The sequence below is a fragment of the Plectonema cf. radiosum LEGE 06105 genome, from assembly GCF_015207665.1.
GTDB lineage: Bacteria > Cyanobacteriota > Cyanobacteriia > Cyanobacteriales > Nostocaceae > Rivularia > Rivularia radiosa_A.
The window spans coordinates 66318-82997 of sequence record NZ_JADEWL010000005.1; the positions used below are offsets into that span (position 1 = coordinate 66318).

Here is a 16680-nt window from a genome sequence, read left to right on the forward strand (position 1 = left end):
TGCTTTTTGGTCAAACGGCTCTACAGATGATGAAAAAACCATATTACACCCAAATGGTCTGTAATCTCGTTCATAAATAGGAATCTTTTCTAACTATTTGAAAGTACAACTTTTTGTAAACTAAATATTACAAATTATGTATACAGAAGTTTTATTGATTTTTATTTATCTTATCAATTAGATATAAGTTTGCTTATGAATTGCTTTGAAGATTCTTCCCCAGATCAAAATACCCATCTTCATCTGGGGAAGCATCATTGGTAACTTTTGCCTACTCAATATAATCGCGACGCTCCCGGTTTATCATTGTCTGAAGCTTTCAACTCCAACCGCTCAAATCAAGTATTTCACCGAAAGAATTATCGTTAGCAGTAGCTTGATTGCAATCATGGGGAGAGAAAACGGCAACACTATCACCTCTCTATCTCCAGATGAATTTCTTGCTTTCAACACCTGATACCATTTATTCTAGATATAAGAAATTAATCAATTCTTAAGACGGGGGTAAAGTATCAAAAGCAATCCATATGTTAATAATCAAAGGCGAATTCTATCGATGCCAATGGAAAACACCTGTCTAAAGGCATTTTTTCTTCTTAATTTCTAGAAATTAGGAAACTGAAAATTCTTGAAAGCAGTTGCAAATTTGAATTTTTCTCTGTAACAAAAGCCTAGGCTTTAAAGCACGCTGTTTGTATTGTTCGTGCTTGGATTTCATGTGTGTTGAATCAAAGTTATGGATATATTTTTATGATCCGAAATATACCAAACTTGTATAGAGTCAAGTCAATGCACTGACCAGGAAATGATTATAACTAAACTTTAGCTAAAAAGCAATTATTGTGTTAGAAGCATCTGTACTCGCAACAATTATATGCGGATTTTTGGGCATCATCTTTAAAAAAAACCTGGTGATGAAAATAGTATCGATGGATGTGATGAGTACAGGAGTGATTGCTTATTATGTGGCGATCGCATCACTTGATGGTTCATTTACACCGATTTTTTCAGATGTCCAAAACCGTGATTATGCCGATCCAGTTCCCCAAGCAGTCATCCTAACAGCGATTGTTATTGGCTTTTCAATTCAAGCCCTAATGTTGGTTGGGGTGATGAAGCTAGCACGGGATAATCCTACCTTGGAAAGCAACGAGATAGAGAAGAACAATACACCATGATTAACAATATTACGATTGCCTGGGTTGCACTTCCGTTTTTTTTGGGATTCACTATTTATTTAATTCCCAAACTTGACCGCTATTTAACATTTTTGGGGACGGTTGTAACATTCGCATATGGATTACAGTTATTTATCCAAGAGTCTCCAATAACGCTCCAGTTAATGGACAATTTTGGTGTCACCTTAATGGTGGATCGGCTGAGCGGTTTCTTTATCTTAACTAATGGTCTGGTAACAGCCGCAGTCATATTGTATTGTTGGCGGAGCGATAAATCAGCTTTTTTCTACACCCAAGCGATCATTTTGCATGGCAGTGTCAATGCTGCATTTGCCTGTACGGACTTCATTAGTTTATATGTAGCCTTAGAGGTGAGTGGGATTGCAGCATTTTTGTTGATTGCTTATCCCCGCAGCGATCGCTCTATTTGGGTAGGTTTGCGCTACCTATGTGTGAGTAACATCGCGATGCTGTTTTATTTGATGGGAGCAGTATCGGTTTATCAAGCAAGTAATTCGTTTAGTTTCATTGGTTTGGGTGATGCACCACCATCGGCACTAGCGCTGATTTTTGTCGGACTTTTGGTTAAAGGAGGAGTATTTATATCGGGATGGTGGCTACCGCTGACTCACTCGGAATCAGAGACACCAGTATCGGCATTGTTATCGGGAGTAGTAGTAAAAGCAGGAGTTTATCCCTTGGTGCGGTGCGCGTTAATTGTCGGGGAAATCGATCCAATTGTGCGTATTTTCGGAGTAGGGACAGCGTTGTTGGGAGTATTCTACGCTGTCTTTGAAAATGATACTAAGCGGATGTTGGCATTAAGTACGATTTCTCAATTAGGTTGGGTACTCGCAGCACCTCAAGAAGGTGGTTATTATGCATTAGCCCATGGTTTAGCAAAGTCAGCGATGTTTTTGAGCGCGGGTAGTTTACCTAGTCGCAGCTTCAAGGAACTGCAACAAACTAAAATTAATACCTCGACTTGGATTGTTTTGGTGATAGCGAGTCTTTCAATATCAGGCTTTCCCTTACTATCCGGGTTTGGAGCAAAGGCATTAACCGTACAAAATCTCCTACCTTGGCAAGTTATCCCTATGAACGTTGCGGTTGTGGGAACAGCAATAGTATATGCCAAATTTATCTTTCTTCCACAGGGGAAAGGAAATAAACCAAAGCTTGGTTTTTGGGCAGCAACTATACTTTTGCTCGGTTGGTTGATTACAGCGAATAGTGTTTATTTCCAAGCTTATACAGTAGATAATATTGTCAAAGCACTAGGAAAAATTGGTTTGGGTTGGTTGCTCTATTGGTTTATTTTTAAACGTGCAGCTTTGAAATTACCCCGTGTACTCGAAGAATTTGAGCATCTGATCGGTGTAATGAGTGTAATGTTGATTTTACTGTTTTGGATGGCATTCTCATGGTTGGACACTTAATATTACGACTGACTATTTGGTTTCTGCTCACATCCGATTTGAGTCCGGTAAATATCATCATCGGCGTAATTATTGCTTTATTGTTGCCCCGTGGCTACCCATCCCGAGAAACCTTAAAAGATTGGCTGGACATTTTAGGTAAAATTATCGTCGCAATTCCTCAAGCATATATTGAAGCAATCGAAATTATTTTTCGTCCTCACAAATACGAAGATCTAATTTTAGAACGAGTTCAAGCAACGCGATCGCCCCGGTTGATTTTCCTCGATATATTTTTAATCACCTTTACCCCCAAAACAATTGTCTTTAAATACCGCCAAGATGGCTGGTATGAAGTACACCGCATCAGACCAACCAGAGCAGTTAACGATGAATAACCTAATTTTAATTGCCATGCTTTTAGCGTTGATTATACCTATTTATGAAGCTTGGAAGGATGAAAATATCTGGCAGACAATGCTGGCTTTTGCCAGTATCTCTAGTAAAACAGCGATTATCGCCCTTGTCGTCTCCGTCTTGCGTGATGATTGGATGATTGGTGTGGTTGCAGCGATTATCTTGACAGTCGGCAATGCCGGATTAATGTTATTAGCACATATAATTAAACGCTTAAGAGAAACATGATCAATATTATTAGTTACATCTGTATTGGTATAGGCATTTTCTTTTGGTTTTGGGGTACCTTTCCTCTGTTGGGGAAAAGATCGGTTTTGTACAAACTGCATACTCTTTCCGTCGCGGATACCCTTGGTTCAATCGCCATTGTCTTCGGATTGCTGCTGAAAATTCCCAGTGAATGGCCTTTACTGATTCTCGTCATCATCACTTTAGCAATTTGGAACACCATGTTAGGTTACGTTTTAGCTTACTGTTCGAGTCCGGAGGAGAATCATCATGAACAATCCTGATATTTACGTTTATATAATCGTTGCCCTATTACCCATAACTGCTTGTTTAGTTATATTTCAGGTTAATCCCTACCATGCTTTGGCATTGCGAGGAATATTAGGCGCGATCGCGGCATTAGTTTATGCAGTTTTGGGAGCCGCAGATGTCGCTTTGACGGAAGCTTTGATGGGTACACTACTCGCAATTACTTTATATGCAGTAGCAGTGCGATCGTCCTTGGTGTTGCGTTTGGGAGTACTCGAAGATAGAACAAACCATCCGCAAGAGGAATGTCCTTTTCAACAACTGATGGCAGAATTCCGCAGAATTCTTGATAAACGTCATATGCGGTTGGAAATTGTGATTTACAACGATAAACAGGCTTTACAACGAGCGCTAATGGAAAAAGAAGTCCATGCAACCTGTAGCAGTTCATCAGTAATGGCAAGTTACGATAGTGACTTGGATGGCGAATGGCAACCCTATCAAACCACAATTCGGATTCAGCGCATCTATGACATCATGCAAACCGAACTTTCATCGCCCAAAACAATGCTCAGCTACGTAAATATATCAGATATTAATGTACCAAAATTAGAGAGTCAACATCTATGAAATGGAAATGGGTTTATGTTGTGGCTGGAATTGCCTTATTTGTGAAAATGCTGATCGAAGTAAATCCAGAGTCAGAATTATCAATGTCCATTGTCCAAGCAGTTGTACAAGATAGTGGAGTACCGAATGCAGTTTCCGGTATTATTTTTCGCAATCGGTTGTATGACACCATTTTTGAAGTTGTAGTATTTACCATTGCCATCATGGGAGCTAGTTTTTTGCTCGCAAACGAAAGACCATTTTGTACGATTTATCATTTTACCGATAGACCATCAATTATTTTAGCGCGATTGGGTGCCACAATTTCGGCTTTAGTGGGTATCGAATTAGGGATTCGGGGACATCTCAGTCCCGGTGGTGGATTTGCTGCTGGAGTTGCCGGAGGAACTGCCATCGGTTTAGTGGCAATTACCGCATCATCAGAATGGATGCAAGCTATTTACAAACGTTGGCACGCTTCCAAATGGGAGAAAGTTTCGGTATTGGTTTTTATCATCCTCTCAGTAATTACTCTGTGGGGATTTGAGTTACCCCAGGGACAATTGGGCGCATTATTTAGCGGTGGAATTCTACCTTTACTGAATTTTTTGGTAGCCATTAAAGTTGCCTTGGGTTCATGGGCAGTTCTTTTGGTATTTATTCATTATCGGGGATTGTTGTGAATGGGATTTTGATGGTTTTAAAACATCGCGATCCCTTCGGGCAAGGCTTCGCCTATCGCCATTCATAAAAAGGGATGGGGGGATGGGGAGATGGGGAGTAATTCACCGGAATACATTCCGAACTCAACAACACCAAAAAAACTGGGTTTCTTGCAAACTCTAATTATGAAAACCTGATTTTTCCTTTAAAAACGAAGCTTTAGTCCAGGTGTATTCCGAGCAGCTAACAGAAGATTACCGATAATAAAATCGCCCCGCACCCAGAGGAGGAAAAAATATTAGTTGCAAGCAAAATTTTGTATTTAGTCCTCTGAAGAGGACTTTCACTATGAGACGGGGAATTACATTCCCCGGCAGATTGGTGATTATGACTTTTACACTTGAAAATATCGGTGAAAATTAAAATTATCTATGAAAATTCAATTCTCCGAAATCATCACCAGCACTGCACAACTGCGTGAGGTAATGGGATATCCCAGCCATCGAGTCATTGATATTGTCATACCGAAGTTGGATAAACATTGTCGGGCTTTCATTGCTAAATCACCCTTACTATTTATCGCGTCATCAAATAGTCGTGGAAACATGGATATATCACCCAAAGGCGATCCACCAGGATTTGTTAAAATACTCGATGATAACACCTTAGCCATCCCCGATAGACCAGGGAATCGTCGAGCAGATACCTTTCAAAATATACTTGAAAATTCCCAAGTTGGATTAATTTTTCTCGTACCCGGTAAAGGTGAAACTTTGCGAATCAGTGGAAGTGCGATGATTGTTAGGGATATACCTTTGCGGGAAAGCATGGCTATGAATGGTAAAATTCCCAATTTTGCTCTTATAGTTAACATCAAAGAAGCATTTTTTCACTGCGCTAAATGTATGCTGCGGTCTAAAGTATGGCAAAGTGAAAATTGGGAATCTATTGATAATTTACCATCGTTAGCACAAACAATGATCGATGCAGCAAATCTTAAAGAAAGCGTGGAAGAAATCCAGTCATTAATCGAACAAGATGAACGATTTGGTTTGTATTAAATGATATCAATTTTTCTTCGGTCAACTAATGTGTAAGTCCTATAAGATAACAATTAGTGCAATATGCGATGTTTAATTCATGAAACTTATCCGTCTTCTACTTAAAAATTCCGGCAAAAGTTTCTTTATAGCAACCATATTTAGTATTTTCAGCGGTGCTAGTGGTGCGGGTATTATCGCAGTTATAAATTATGCGATCGCCAATCTGGAAAACTCACCTATATGGTTAATCTGGCTGTTCGTTAGTCTCTGTATTGGTTTATGGATTTTTCGGTTTATAAGTTGGGTATTAATAAATCGTTTGGCTCAAGGAGTTATCTACGATTTGCGCTTAGAAATGACTCAACGCATTTTAAATTGTCCTTTACAACATTTAGAAAGTCTAGGTATACCAAAAATTTTGGCAACTTTGACAGACGACATAACAGCAATTTCTACAGCTTCAATACAGCTATCAGTAATCATAGTAAACATTGCTGTACTAATTGGAATTTTTGTTTATTTATTATGGCTTTCTCCATTATTATTTTTCATCGTATTTATCTGCCTTATACTTGGTTTTTATCTCTACCAATTTTTGCAAAAACCAGGAATTGAAGGTTTAAAAAAAGCGCGTCAAATACAAGATGTGATGTTTGGACATATTCGCGCTGTTACAGAAGGAGTGAAAGAGTTAAAATTGCATCGTCACAGGAGAATTGCTTTTTTTAAAGAAGATTTAGAAATAAGTGCTAGTAAATATAAAAAATATCGAATTAGCAGTATAACAGTTTTTGCTTTTGCAGGCTCGCTCGCAACAGTATTATTTTTTATTCCTGTTGGATTAATGTTGTTCGTTTTTCCGAAAATAAATGGAATTTCAACGGAGATTGTATCTAGCTATGTGTTGGCTATTTTATATTTGATTAATCCTGTAAGTGAGGTAGTAACTTCTTTACCTCAGATAGCTCAAGGAAATGTCGCTTTAAATAAAATTGAATCTCTGGGAATATCTCTTTCTAAGCAAGTTATCGAACCTAATTTTCCTACAGGTTTGGCTTTTGAATCCGATTGGACGAGTTTAGAATTAGTTGATATTACTCATACTTATGTTGGAAATACCGAAGAACATCAGTTTACTTTGAATAATATCAACCTCAAGTTTAAGCCAGGTGAATTAGTTTTTATCGTTGGTGGTAACGGTAGCGGTAAATCTACTTTAATTAAATTGATTACAGGGTTGTATATTCCAAATAAGGGTAATATTTTATTTGATAATCGTCCCGTTACAAATGAAAATCGCGAATGGTATCGTCAGCAATTTTCTGTAGTGTTTTATGACTTTTATTTATTCGAGCGCTTGTTGGGAATAGAGGAAAACTCCGCAACAGAAATTCAAAACTATTTAATTCAATTGGAATTAGAACGGAAAGTAGCAGTCAAAGATGGTATTTTATCAACAACTAATTTATCTCAAGGACAGCGTAAACGTCTGGCTTTACTGACAGCATATTTAGAAAATCGTCCTATTTACGTTTTTGATGAATGGGCATCAGACCAAGACCCTGTATTCAAAGAAATATTTTATCATAAATTACTGCCTGAATTAAAGCAGCGCGGTAAAACTGTAATTGTTGTCAGTCATGATGACCGCTATTTTGATCAGTGCGATAGAATCATTAAGTTAGATTATGGTAGTGTAGTTGAAAATTTTCAGCCTTCTAATTCTTAAGTCGATTGCGATAATCTTCCTACTCCATTCGGAAAAAATGGCGAACGCTCAATACTTCTTCGATTTTATAAATTACTAACCGAAGCAGTAGTTAAAAATAAACAATCCACAATCCGAAATTGGTTCTGTCATAGAGTCGCATAAAAATGTCAAAAGGGCAGACAAAATGCCTGCCCCTTTCAATCGTAAAAATTGTGAAGTGCATAAACCATAAAGGCTTAGCTTCTTGGGCACAAGGAATCTTTCCGGTATCCCTGTTATCCTAGTCTTGCAACTAGCTCCTCAAGCGTTAATTCCGGCACTCCCTGCCGTACTATAAAGTATTATAGAAGAATATCTGAAGATAATACCAAAAGGAAAAATTTCTTTACAAAGGTGGTTTTACAATGGGTAAACTGAATCCTTATAACCTGCAAATGCAAATTACCTCGATGTTCGAGCAAGGACAATCGTTTTTTGCAACAACAAAAGTGCAGGATTGGTTAAAAGAACGTAATCAAAATCCTGCTGATTATGACATTATCTTCCATAAAAAACCCGCTCCTCCGGGTTCTAAACAAGTGATGGTTGTAGAAATTGAATTAAAGCGCAAAGATGGACAACCAGTAGATTCTTGGTTGCAAGAACAAGCTAATTTACAAGCAGGATAGAACGACTACACTATGAGAGCTATCCTACCTGTCGCTAACCAAACGGAAATCTTCTACCCCAGCGCTGATGGAAAACTGATAGCCGTAGTGAACCGTTACAGTTACGCTTGCAAATTGAGGGAAGATTAATCGGCTTTTACCGAGAGTATAACGGCGATAAGCTTTTAATACCCGAAGAATTAGCACAAGCCTTACAGCAAGAACTTCAACGCGCTGAGCGAGCAGAAGCTGAACTAGAACAGTTAAAAGCAAAATTACGCGAGCTTGGCGTTGACCCCGATACCGTAGATTTATAGTCTATATTTTTACGTAAGAATGCTAGTATTTACGTAATGGTGTTTGTTATGCTGGAAGTAATTAACAAACGCTTTTTAATATAATCTGTAATGAAAACTCATCGTGTTTGGCTGATTGCTTTTTGGTTTTATATTGGAATTATTTTATCTATCTCCATATCAGCTTATTTAAGGATTATTCCGAATCAAATAAAACAAATTCCTCATTATGATACAATTTTACATTTTTTATTAATAGGATTTTCGGCTTTTTTAGGACATTTAGCATTTAATAAACGCCAGATAAATATTTTAAATTTTTCGCTACCTTTTGCGCCGATTGTAATTAGTTTTTTTGTGATTGTTGAAGAATGTTTGCAAATATTTTCACCGCATCGTAGTTTTGATTTAGTCGATTTAGCTGCGGATTTTTGTGGGATTATTTTGTTTACTTTATTGGCAGAGAGGGTAAAGGTGAAGAAGTCTTTAGAAGGTTAGTTGAGAACAACTTAATCATTAAGCGATATCCTATCAAAATAGGGTATCGCTACATAGAAAATGCTTCCCTACGCAAACTAATTAGATGCATATTCATAGTATTTTTAAGACCGATTAAAGTGAATATCTAGTAATTCTTTCATGCAGTAAGCAAAGTAAACTTTTGTTCTTCTTTGAGTTACTTTGATGTTTCTGCAACCCAAATATGGGGCAAAAAATTGTTTAATTTATCAACGTGATGATAATGGTTTGAGCGCTTAATTCACATAAGAGGTATAATATAAAAACTCATTAAATTAAAACTAATGGGACAGACCATTAGTTACTTTGGTTAATAATTAAACTGATAAAATCCATTTAATAAAACTAGCCAAACAACAACAGCTAACCAGTGAATGAAAACTGGAAGCCAAAGAGAGCCAACCCAATAGTAAGCTATCGTACACATAACTCCTAACAAAGCCGCCAAAATTAGAAAAATTGGCTCCATAAAAACTTCGCTACCAACAGGATTCCATGTTATTCCCTGGAGTGGATGATAAACAATGAAGACTGTCAAACTAATAATTCCCCAGATAATTTGCTTCTTGATTGAAGGGTTTTCGGTGGGGTGAGGCAAAAATAAAATGCGGAAAACTATCTCTTCACATAATGCAGGCATAAACAAGCAGGACGCAACTATTATTACAATTTCTTGCCAGGGTTTTTGTAGTACATTAACCTTTAAAAAATCCGATTTAAATCCTATAAATAATAATAAAATTGCTAACCCTATTAAAAGCAATCCTAACTGGAGCAAATTGCGACTCCTCAAAGGAGTCGTTAATGCGGCTTTTAATTGTCTTTTACGAAATCTAATCATAATTTACAAGGACAATTAAATTACTTTTGAGTTGTTTGTACGTGCTTTTGGTTTCGACAAGCAAGGCTACAAATTCATTATGAGTATTTCGGATAACACCAAAAATTTTTTCTAGTTTAAATCTTGTATCAAACGCAAAATCCTTGTAGAGACGTAGCACTGCTACGTCTCCAGCTACCATAAATTAATGCGCTCTACCTAACTAATCCAGGTTGCCATATTTTCCTTGTGTAGCTGCGGTTTCAATCACCAGGGTTATTGTGACATTCACCCTACGGGGGTGCGGTTCCGTGAGCGGCTATTTCTGATATATCTTTAATAGCTAATAGCAGTAGTCTTAATTATTTCTCAAAGCTAGTTAATTTTGAGCATTTTTTGGGAACTATATAACTAAAAGCTAATACAAAAACTTGAGAAAAAATGAGTGATGCAAATGAATTGCTTTATCCCTCACTAAGACAACTAGTGACGCAAATTAAAGCAATTAATCGCGGATGGAAAGTTGCAGGTAATTTATATGGGAATAATTCACCGCTTAGTACTTCTTCGCGGGATTTGAAAAGTTGTTTGCAGGTGCGTTTGTTACGTAACTATGCACCAAAGCAGGTTTATTTAATTATTGACGAACAAGCCAAAGGTGAACAATTATACAGCTTGCGGCTACGAGAAGCCATAGATAAATACGAAGATGCAGATCATATACCCGTGCGGGAAGCCAAAGAGATTCTTACATTACAAGAAATAAACAAATTTAGTCAGAAGTAAACGAAATCATCATCAAAGGGGTATTGCATGAATGTAGCAGATACTTGGAATATAGTTTGGCAGGATACACCATTTCATATTGCGATCGCCGGTGTTTTAGTTCTTGCCTTAATTTATGAAATTTTCATTACAGCTAAGTATTTATATTCAGGATGGGGTAAAACACCCAAAGCTATCAAAAATCTAAGAAATACTAGAAATCAACAATTTTTATCTTGGAAACAGGAGCATCTACAAACTAATGAACAAAGGGAATTTGTAAGAAATAATGACAACAAATTCATAATTAAAAAGTACCCAACTGTGTTAGTACGTCCAGTACCCCGTAGTCCCCTACGCTTCGTAACTGCTTTATGTACCTCTATTGGTGTATTGGGAACCTTTTACGGTATTCAACAGGGTTTACAAGACATAAATTTAGGTGATATCTCCAATTCCCAGCAGCTAATGACTTCTAGTATCGGACTTCTAGTAAATATGAAAACAGCATTTTCTACTTCCTTGATGGGGTTGGGATGCGGTAGCTTATTTACTTTAGTTTTGTTTGCAACCGATTCTCTACGACAGAATCGACGCAATGGGTTACGCGAAAAATTAGATAATTTAGCAAGCTTTGAAACCGCAGAAAATCATAACCAGAGATTAGTAGAAGAAATTAGGGAATTAAGACAAAGTTTGACAAATCAACAATCACCGACTGCGGAAGAAATTGGTGAAGCTGTAGGTAGAAGCATTGCAGAACAATTTACAGGACTAAATCAGCTTACATCTGAAGCGATTGGTAAAGCTGTAGCACAGCGAATGGAGTCACCATTAGGATACATATTTAAAGAACAGCAAAGATTAAGAAAACAACTTGAAGAAAATCAAGGACATAAGGTTATAGAAAAGCTTATCCAAGATTTGATAGTTGAAGTAATAGAACCTGTTGCTCAAAGATTAGATGAAAGTGCCGAGTTAACAAGACAAGCATCTCAAGCGGTAGAAAATCTTCATCGAGAACTTGGAGGTATTTCTCAAAGTTTAGCAAGTTCTATTCAAACAATTCAAAACTTTCAACAAGAAACTTTAGGGGAACTTGAAAACTTTGCAAATAATTTGGGACAAACATTAAATCAGTTTCAGATCAATACAACAACTACATTTCAACAACAAACTGATACCATTACAGCAGTTGGGAATCAAGCCTCTGGACTGATGAATAGTGCTAAAGATAGTCTTCTAGCTACTTTAGCAAATATTGACCAAACACTCACCGCAACCCGTGAAACAGTACAAAATGATTTGACAAACTTTAGGGAAGAATATCAAAATAATCTTCAGACATTCTTTGAACGACAAAATAATTTACTAGAAGGAACATTAGGTCAACAACGTGATGGTTTAGCTGAAGTTGTAACTAACTTGAATACTGTTTTTGCAGATGAATATAACAGGCGTAGAGAGTTAGCCCAACAAGTAAACCAGAGCATGAGTCAAGTTAGTGAAGCAGCTAGAAATATAAATGACGTTGCTTGTGCTGTTGGACTTAATTCCAGTCATTCTTTAGTACAGCAAGAAAATATTGCTCGTGAACTTAATCAAATTTCTCGTAACCTTAATCAACAAGTAGAAGGTGTAAAAAGAGAATACAGAGAATTATCAAATACTTTTCGAGAAAGCTTAACAGCTTGGACAAATCATTTTGGTGAATCGCGAGAAACTTTTTTTGTTCAAGCCGATAGTGCGATGGCTAATGTTTGCAGTAATTTACTTCAGACAGCCAAAGTATTGGTAGCTGCAAACAACAACCGTAATAATGGTAACGGGAGAAACCACAATGCATGATTACTTCAAAGAAGAATTAGAAGCAGAAACTATTGAAGAAGATGATGCAAGTACTTATCTATCAATTGGTGACTTAATGTCAGGATTAGTAATGTTTTTTTCCCTGCTTTTTATTACGACATTACTTCAAATCGCAGAAAAAGACGCACCAAAACGGGTAGTAATTGGTGAAATTGTCGGTCAAATGAAAAAGAATAATATTAATGTCAAAGTCAACCCGGATACCGGAGATGTCAGCATTGAAGAATCAATTTTATTTTCTCAAGGAAGTGCCGAATTAAAACCAAAAGGTAAAGTATTTCTGAGTAAATTTATTCCCGTTTACAGTGGAGTCATATTTTCCAAACCTGAATTTTCAACAGAAGTGAGTCGGGTAGTTGTTGAAGGACATACCAGTTCAGAAGGAGAAGACCAAATTAATTTACAACTTAGTCTCAAGCGTTCGTCTTCAGTTGCAGAATATATTTTTTCTCAGATGAGTTTTTCTACTAAAAGTAATTTACAGCAAAAATTTATAGCCGCAGGGCGTGGAGAAATTGAAGCAGATCAAACTAGTAATAATCCAGAAGATCGTAAAGTTATTTTTCGCTTACAGTTTGGCAGTGACGAATTTATTGAAAAATATCGTACAGATTCAAATCTATCAGAAAAACGTATTTATTTAAAAGAAAAATCAAAAGAAAAACAATGACAATCAACTTTCCTAAACCTTCTTCATCTATATATAAATTTAGCCCCGAACAGTTTATTAAACTTACTAATCAACTACCAAATATAAAAATATCTCTTCCTACAGTTGACAAAGTTATAGAAGCTATTAAACAAAATAAAGCTAATGAAGTAACCGAATTAGAATGGATTTATTGCATTCATGCTAAACAAGAATGGGATAATCAAAGCCCTGATTCAAGCCAAGAAACATCAGAATCAATCTGGAGAGTAGCAATAAATAACGAATGGTTGCGACATCAACTTTTATGGCGTTTAGGTCTTTATCATAGCGGTAATCAAAATGAATTAGCGGAATCTCTAGCAATATCTTTTAATGTATTAGCTAATTCATCTTCAGTTAATCAACTTTTACCTGTAAAAATTATGCAGGCTGTTGTAAAGAATAACTCTGGTTTAAATCTGGCAAAAATAGCTTGTGAAGAAAATCTTACTCCAAAGGAATTATTCAACCAAATCCAAAATAACTTACCTGTTTGGATTCCCCAATTTAATGAATTTATAGAATATATTTCACCCTATTTTTGTACAATCACTTCTCCTAATCAGCAACAAGTAAACTGGCTTTTGCGTTGTTTCAAGGAAATATCCTTAGAATTACAAGTTAAAGCTGTCAATTATCTATTAGTAAATATCTCTAAAGAAGTCGCAAGTAATCATCCACAGTTAGTTGAATGGCTGCGTGAAAACTATCGTAATGGTGATAAGTGGAATAGACTTTCTGATAAAGCAAAGGAAAAACTTAGAGAATGGATTGGAGCAGTAAATTATGGAGATTTTCAACATTTAGTAGATTTAATACTAAATAGAATTCAGTTTGAAAAATGGGAAGAAAATCAGTTGCGTAGACGTAGAGATTTTTGGGCTGATTATAGTAACCGCTTTGAACAGCTTCGCATCTTGTTACCTCAAAGTTCATTAAACGCTATTAGACATCAGTTGAGAGGAAATATTGAGGTTTTAGAAGATGATGGTAGTGACACTACAGAAGTATGTATATTTGATTTTGGTGAATGGTTAGTAGCAGAGTTTTTTCGCGGTAAAGGTAGCGAGACGCGGTTATTTGATAATAATCATAGAAATCAGAAAGTGCTTTTCGGCGAGTCTAAACTATCTGTTAAACGCATTCGTTGTCTTGGTGGCGATCGCCACGATCATAAATATCTGTGGCAAGTGAAGTGTCGTGAATGGCTTAAAAGAAACAAAATTGAGCCAAATCCAGGAAGTTTACCGGATGGAAACCCTACACCAGATCAATTTCGACAACGAGAAAGCAAACTTGGACAATGGAATAATGAAATTGAAAGACTCGAACAAGAAGCTAAAGATTACTGTAAGAAGAAAGGTTTTGAGTTACCCTAAAAAATAGATATCTACCGTAACTGACCTTATTTCATCAATGATTCAAGCCATTATATTTTTACTTATAAAGGGAAGGTTGAAAACCCTGTGACTTTAGTCCAGGGATGAAAACTGCATAAAGGCTTTTAAGCCTCAGTCATTTATGGTACGATTTTATTAACAGGAACGGTAACCAACCTGTATAAAAACCCAACTGCCTAGCGGCAATCTGTACCTTGACAACTGAAGATATGGGGTTCTATTCCATAGTTTTAGTTCCTTCCCAGGAATAGGTAAAATCTTCATGGGGACTAGACGTTCAGAATTTAAATCAAACAAATTTTTGGAATAATCCAACTACCGAGGGGCACTCGGAAAGTAACGCTTGGGGAGAGAACCACCTCTTGGTTAGATACCGCAAGGGGTCTAGTCTAAGTGGACTCATTGAATCAAGAATCTCCGTGTCTTTAGACCGGAGAGTGTCAAAATTGGACTAATTGTCATCACAATTTTATTCAAATCCCTAACAACCATGTCAATTCCACTAAAATAAATACAACCCTGACACAGCACACCCCAAAAATGACAGATCAACAATTACTAGAACGAATAGTCCTCAACCCAGAAATCATAGCAGGAAAACCTGCCATCAAAGGAACCCGTTTAAGCGTTGAGTATATTCTTAACCTCCTCGCTCATGGTGCAAGTTTCGGAGAAATTCTTCAAGAATACGAAGGGTTGACTCCTGAAGATATTCAAGCTTGTATTTTGTTCGCCAGTAAGTCACTATCAAATACTACTTTTATGCCCTTACTAGTGGAAAATACTTAAATGCGCTTTCTCGTAGATGAATGTACGGGGTCAACAGTGGCTCGTTGGTTACGTGACCAAGGTTATGAAGTTTTCTCTGTGTATGACGAAGCACGAGGTATAAGCGATGATGAGGTTCTGCAAAAAGCATTGAATGAAAATTGGATTTTAATCACTAACGATAAAGATTTTGGCGATAAAATCTTTCGAGAAGGTAGCTTGCACAGAGGTATAATTTTTTTGCGATTAGACAATGAAAGAGCTACAAATAAAATCAACAAACTTCAACTTCTATTGGAAAATTATGCAGATAGACTGCCGGAACAATTTGTAGTCGTTACTGAAAATAAAGTAAGATTTGCATCACTATGATACCCCCACAGAGAAGTTAATAAAATTACCCTAAAAACATATATCTACGGTAACTCACCTTATTTCATCAATGCTCCCAACGATTATATTTTTAATTATAATTGCACTAATTGCCATCACAATTTTATTCAGCCCTACTTTAATTAAACAACAACGAAACCGTTTAAAAAATAGTCCTTTTCCGCCACTTTGGAATGCTATTATTGAAAATAATCTTCCTATTTATCTTTGTTTATCTCCCACAGAAAGAAGACGATTACAAGGACATATTCAAGTATTTTTAGCAGAAAAACAATTTATTGGTTGCAACGGGTTACAAATCACAGAAGAAATCAAGGTTGTTATTGCTGCTGTTGCTTGTTTGCTTCTACTCAACGAACGCGGCAAATACTTTCCTAAATTGCGTTCTATTTTAATTTATCCTACAGCTTATTTTGCACAAGAAACTACTATCAGTGGGGATTATATAGTTGAAGAAAAGCGTGTTATCCGATTAGGAGAATCCTGGAATAGAGACCAATTAGTATTATCTTGGGAACAAGTAAAACAAGATACTCAAAATTGGAATGATGGACACAATGTTGTGTTACATGAATTTGCTCATCAGTTAGATCAAGAAGACGGAAAAGCTGAAGGCGTACCAATTTTAAAGACACAATCTGACTATGATAATTGGTCAAAAATAATGACACAAGAATATAATCAATTATGTAATGATATAGAGCAACAAAGAAAAACCGTAATGTATAGTTATGGTGCAACTAATCCCGCTGAATTCTTCTCTGTAGCAACCGAAACATTTTTTGAAAAACCACAGCAGTTACAAAAAAAGCATCCTTCTCTTTATGAATTATTACAAAAGTATTATCAATTAGATCCTCACAAATGGAATATTCAAAATAATTAGATTATATTTATAGGATTAAAAATTACTAGTCCACGGAGGTGGACTTTGATTGTTTAGCTGCGGTTTCAACCGGCAGGTAAAGCTCTAATATTGATGAATTGATAAATAGT

20 protein-coding genes are annotated in these 16680 nt (G+C 36.5%); 19 read left to right on the top strand and 1 reads right to left on the bottom strand.

What is annotated here, in order from left to right; translation table 11 throughout:
• Positions 1-842: 842 nt before the first annotated feature.
• The 12 genes from IQ247_RS02600 to IQ247_RS02655 all read left to right on the top strand — a co-directional run bounded on the left by IQ247_RS02600 (position 843) and on the right by IQ247_RS02655 (position 8957).
• A complete protein-coding gene (locus IQ247_RS02600) occupies positions 843-1178 on the top strand; it encodes a cation:proton antiporter subunit C (RefSeq protein WP_193916741.1) in 336 nt (111 codons plus the stop codon).
• Positions 1178-2617, top strand: a complete 1440-nt coding sequence (locus tag IQ247_RS02605) for a cation:proton antiporter (protein WP_193916836.1) — start codon at positions 1178-1180, stop codon at positions 2615-2617. Before IQ247_RS02600 ends, IQ247_RS02605 begins: the two co-directional genes overlap by 1 nt.
• Positions 2602-2994 carry a Na+/H+ antiporter subunit E gene (locus tag IQ247_RS02610; protein ID WP_193916743.1) on the top strand — a complete coding sequence of 131 codons (393 nt, stop codon included), beginning with the start codon at positions 2602-2604 and terminating at the stop codon, positions 2992-2994. The genes IQ247_RS02605 and IQ247_RS02610 overlap by 16 nt, the downstream gene beginning before the upstream one ends.
• Positions 2948-3241 carry a hypothetical protein gene (locus tag IQ247_RS02615; RefSeq protein WP_228059422.1) on the top strand — a complete coding sequence of 98 codons (294 nt, stop codon included), beginning with the start codon at positions 2948-2950 and terminating at the stop codon, positions 3239-3241. The genes IQ247_RS02610 and IQ247_RS02615 overlap by 47 nt, the downstream gene beginning before the upstream one ends.
• Positions 3238-3525, top strand: coding sequence for a monovalent cation/H(+) antiporter subunit G (locus IQ247_RS02620; protein WP_193916745.1), 288 nt, complete (start codon positions 3238-3240; stop codon positions 3523-3525). The genes IQ247_RS02615 and IQ247_RS02620 overlap by 4 nt, the downstream gene beginning before the upstream one ends.
• Positions 3512-4120 (top strand): DUF4040 domain-containing protein, encoded by a 609-nt coding sequence (locus IQ247_RS02625; RefSeq protein WP_193916747.1) that lies wholly within the window; start codon positions 3512-3514, stop codon positions 4118-4120. Before IQ247_RS02620 ends, IQ247_RS02625 begins: the two co-directional genes overlap by 14 nt.
• Entirely contained in the window at positions 4117-4782 is a 666-nt protein-coding gene (locus IQ247_RS02630; RefSeq protein ID WP_193916749.1) for a Na(+)/H(+) antiporter subunit B, read from the top strand. Before IQ247_RS02625 ends, IQ247_RS02630 begins: the two co-directional genes overlap by 4 nt.
• Before the next feature lie 411 nt (positions 4783-5193).
• On the top strand, positions 5194-5823 hold the full coding sequence (locus tag IQ247_RS02635; RefSeq protein WP_193916751.1) for a pyridoxamine 5'-phosphate oxidase family protein: 630 nt from the start codon (positions 5194-5196) through the stop codon (positions 5821-5823).
• A 79-nt stretch (positions 5824-5902) separates the two neighbouring features.
• Complete coding sequence (locus tag IQ247_RS02640; protein WP_193916753.1) at positions 5903-7534, top strand: cyclic peptide export ABC transporter; 1632 nt, start codon at positions 5903-5905, stop codon at positions 7532-7534.
• 386 nt (positions 7535-7920) lie between these two features.
• Complete coding sequence (locus tag IQ247_RS02645; RefSeq protein ID WP_193916755.1) at positions 7921-8184, top strand: hypothetical protein; 264 nt, start codon at positions 7921-7923, stop codon at positions 8182-8184.
• 107 nt (positions 8185-8291) lie between these two features.
• A complete protein-coding gene (locus IQ247_RS02650) occupies positions 8292-8480 on the top strand; it encodes a hypothetical protein (RefSeq protein WP_322745399.1) in 189 nt (62 codons plus the stop codon).
• A 90-nt stretch (positions 8481-8570) separates the two neighbouring features.
• A complete protein-coding gene (locus tag IQ247_RS02655; RefSeq protein ID WP_193916757.1) occupies positions 8571-8957 on the top strand; it encodes a VanZ family protein in 387 nt (128 codons plus the stop codon).
• Between the two features lie 331 nt (positions 8958-9288).
• Here the strand turns inward: IQ247_RS02655 and IQ247_RS02660 are convergent, their stop codons facing one another.
• Complete coding sequence (locus IQ247_RS02660; RefSeq protein ID WP_193916759.1) at positions 9289-9819, bottom strand: CPBP family glutamic-type intramembrane protease; 531 nt, start codon at positions 9817-9819, stop codon at positions 9289-9291.
• 420 nt (positions 9820-10239) lie between these two features.
• On the opposite strand from IQ247_RS02660, the gene IQ247_RS02665 reads away from it, so the two are divergent.
• The 7 genes from IQ247_RS02665 to IQ247_RS02695 all read left to right on the top strand — a co-directional run bounded on the left by IQ247_RS02665 (position 10240) and on the right by IQ247_RS02695 (position 16570).
• A complete protein-coding gene (locus IQ247_RS02665) occupies positions 10240-10584 on the top strand; it encodes a hypothetical protein (RefSeq protein WP_193916761.1) in 345 nt (114 codons plus the stop codon).
• Between the two features lie 27 nt (positions 10585-10611).
• The gene (locus tag IQ247_RS02670) at positions 10612-12411 is read left to right on the top strand and encodes a hypothetical protein (RefSeq protein ID WP_193916763.1); all 1800 of its coding nucleotides are present in this window, start codon (positions 10612-10614) and stop codon (positions 12409-12411) included.
• On the top strand, positions 12404-13102 hold the full coding sequence (locus IQ247_RS02675) for an OmpA/MotB family protein (protein WP_193916765.1): 699 nt from the start codon (positions 12404-12406) through the stop codon (positions 13100-13102). Before IQ247_RS02670 ends, IQ247_RS02675 begins: the two co-directional genes overlap by 8 nt.
• Complete coding sequence (locus IQ247_RS02680; RefSeq protein ID WP_193916767.1) at positions 13099-14502, top strand: EH signature domain-containing protein; 1404 nt, start codon at positions 13099-13101, stop codon at positions 14500-14502. The genes IQ247_RS02675 and IQ247_RS02680 overlap by 4 nt, the downstream gene beginning before the upstream one ends.
• A 561-nt stretch (positions 14503-15063) precedes the next feature.
• Positions 15064-15312 (top strand): DUF433 domain-containing protein, encoded by a 249-nt coding sequence (locus IQ247_RS02685; RefSeq protein WP_193916769.1) that lies wholly within the window; start codon positions 15064-15066, stop codon positions 15310-15312.
• On the top strand, positions 15313-15663 hold the full coding sequence (locus tag IQ247_RS02690; protein ID WP_193916771.1) for a DUF5615 family PIN-like protein: 351 nt from the start codon (positions 15313-15315) through the stop codon (positions 15661-15663).
• A gap of 70 nt (positions 15664-15733) precedes the next feature.
• Complete coding sequence (locus IQ247_RS02695) at positions 15734-16570, top strand: M90 family metallopeptidase (RefSeq protein WP_193916774.1); 837 nt, start codon at positions 15734-15736, stop codon at positions 16568-16570.
• Positions 16571-16680: the final 110 nt, after the last annotated feature.

Excerpts from the sequence above, each read along its gene's own strand:
- IQ247_RS02610 (WP_193916743.1), top strand. The coding sequence starts at position 2,602 with ATGGTTGGACACTTAATATTACGACTGACTATTTGGTTTCTGCTCACA.
- IQ247_RS02615 (WP_228059422.1), top strand. The coding sequence starts at position 2,948 with ATGAAGTACACCGCATCAGACCAACCAGAGCAGTTAACGATGAATAAC.
- IQ247_RS02620 (WP_193916745.1), top strand. The coding sequence starts at position 3,238 with ATGATCAATATTATTAGTTACATCTGTATTGGTATAGGCATTTTCTTT.
- IQ247_RS02625 (WP_193916747.1), top strand. The coding sequence starts at position 3,512 with ATGAACAATCCTGATATTTACGTTTATATAATCGTTGCCCTATTACCC.
- IQ247_RS02630 (WP_193916749.1), top strand. The coding sequence starts at position 4,117 with ATGAAATGGAAATGGGTTTATGTTGTGGCTGGAATTGCCTTATTTGTG.
- IQ247_RS02635 (WP_193916751.1), top strand. The coding sequence starts at position 5,194 with ATGAAAATTCAATTCTCCGAAATCATCACCAGCACTGCACAACTGCGT.
- IQ247_RS02640 (WP_193916753.1), top strand. The coding sequence starts at position 5,903 with ATGAAACTTATCCGTCTTCTACTTAAAAATTCCGGCAAAAGTTTCTTT.
- IQ247_RS02645 (WP_193916755.1), top strand. The coding sequence starts at position 7,921 with ATGGGTAAACTGAATCCTTATAACCTGCAAATGCAAATTACCTCGATG.
- IQ247_RS02655 (WP_193916757.1), top strand. The coding sequence starts at position 8,571 with ATGAAAACTCATCGTGTTTGGCTGATTGCTTTTTGGTTTTATATTGGA.
- IQ247_RS02660 (WP_193916759.1), bottom strand. The coding sequence starts at position 9,819 with ATGATTAGATTTCGTAAAAGACAATTAAAAGCCGCATTAACGACTCCT.
- IQ247_RS02665 (WP_193916761.1), top strand. The coding sequence starts at position 10,240 with ATGAGTGATGCAAATGAATTGCTTTATCCCTCACTAAGACAACTAGTG.
- IQ247_RS02670 (WP_193916763.1), top strand. The coding sequence starts at position 10,612 with ATGAATGTAGCAGATACTTGGAATATAGTTTGGCAGGATACACCATTT.
- IQ247_RS02675 (WP_193916765.1), top strand. The coding sequence starts at position 12,404 with ATGCATGATTACTTCAAAGAAGAATTAGAAGCAGAAACTATTGAAGAA.
- IQ247_RS02680 (WP_193916767.1), top strand. The coding sequence starts at position 13,099 with ATGACAATCAACTTTCCTAAACCTTCTTCATCTATATATAAATTTAGC.
- IQ247_RS02685 (WP_193916769.1), top strand. The coding sequence starts at position 15,064 with ATGACAGATCAACAATTACTAGAACGAATAGTCCTCAACCCAGAAATC.
- IQ247_RS02690 (WP_193916771.1), top strand. The coding sequence starts at position 15,313 with ATGCGCTTTCTCGTAGATGAATGTACGGGGTCAACAGTGGCTCGTTGG.
- IQ247_RS02695 (WP_193916774.1), top strand. The coding sequence starts at position 15,734 with ATGCTCCCAACGATTATATTTTTAATTATAATTGCACTAATTGCCATC.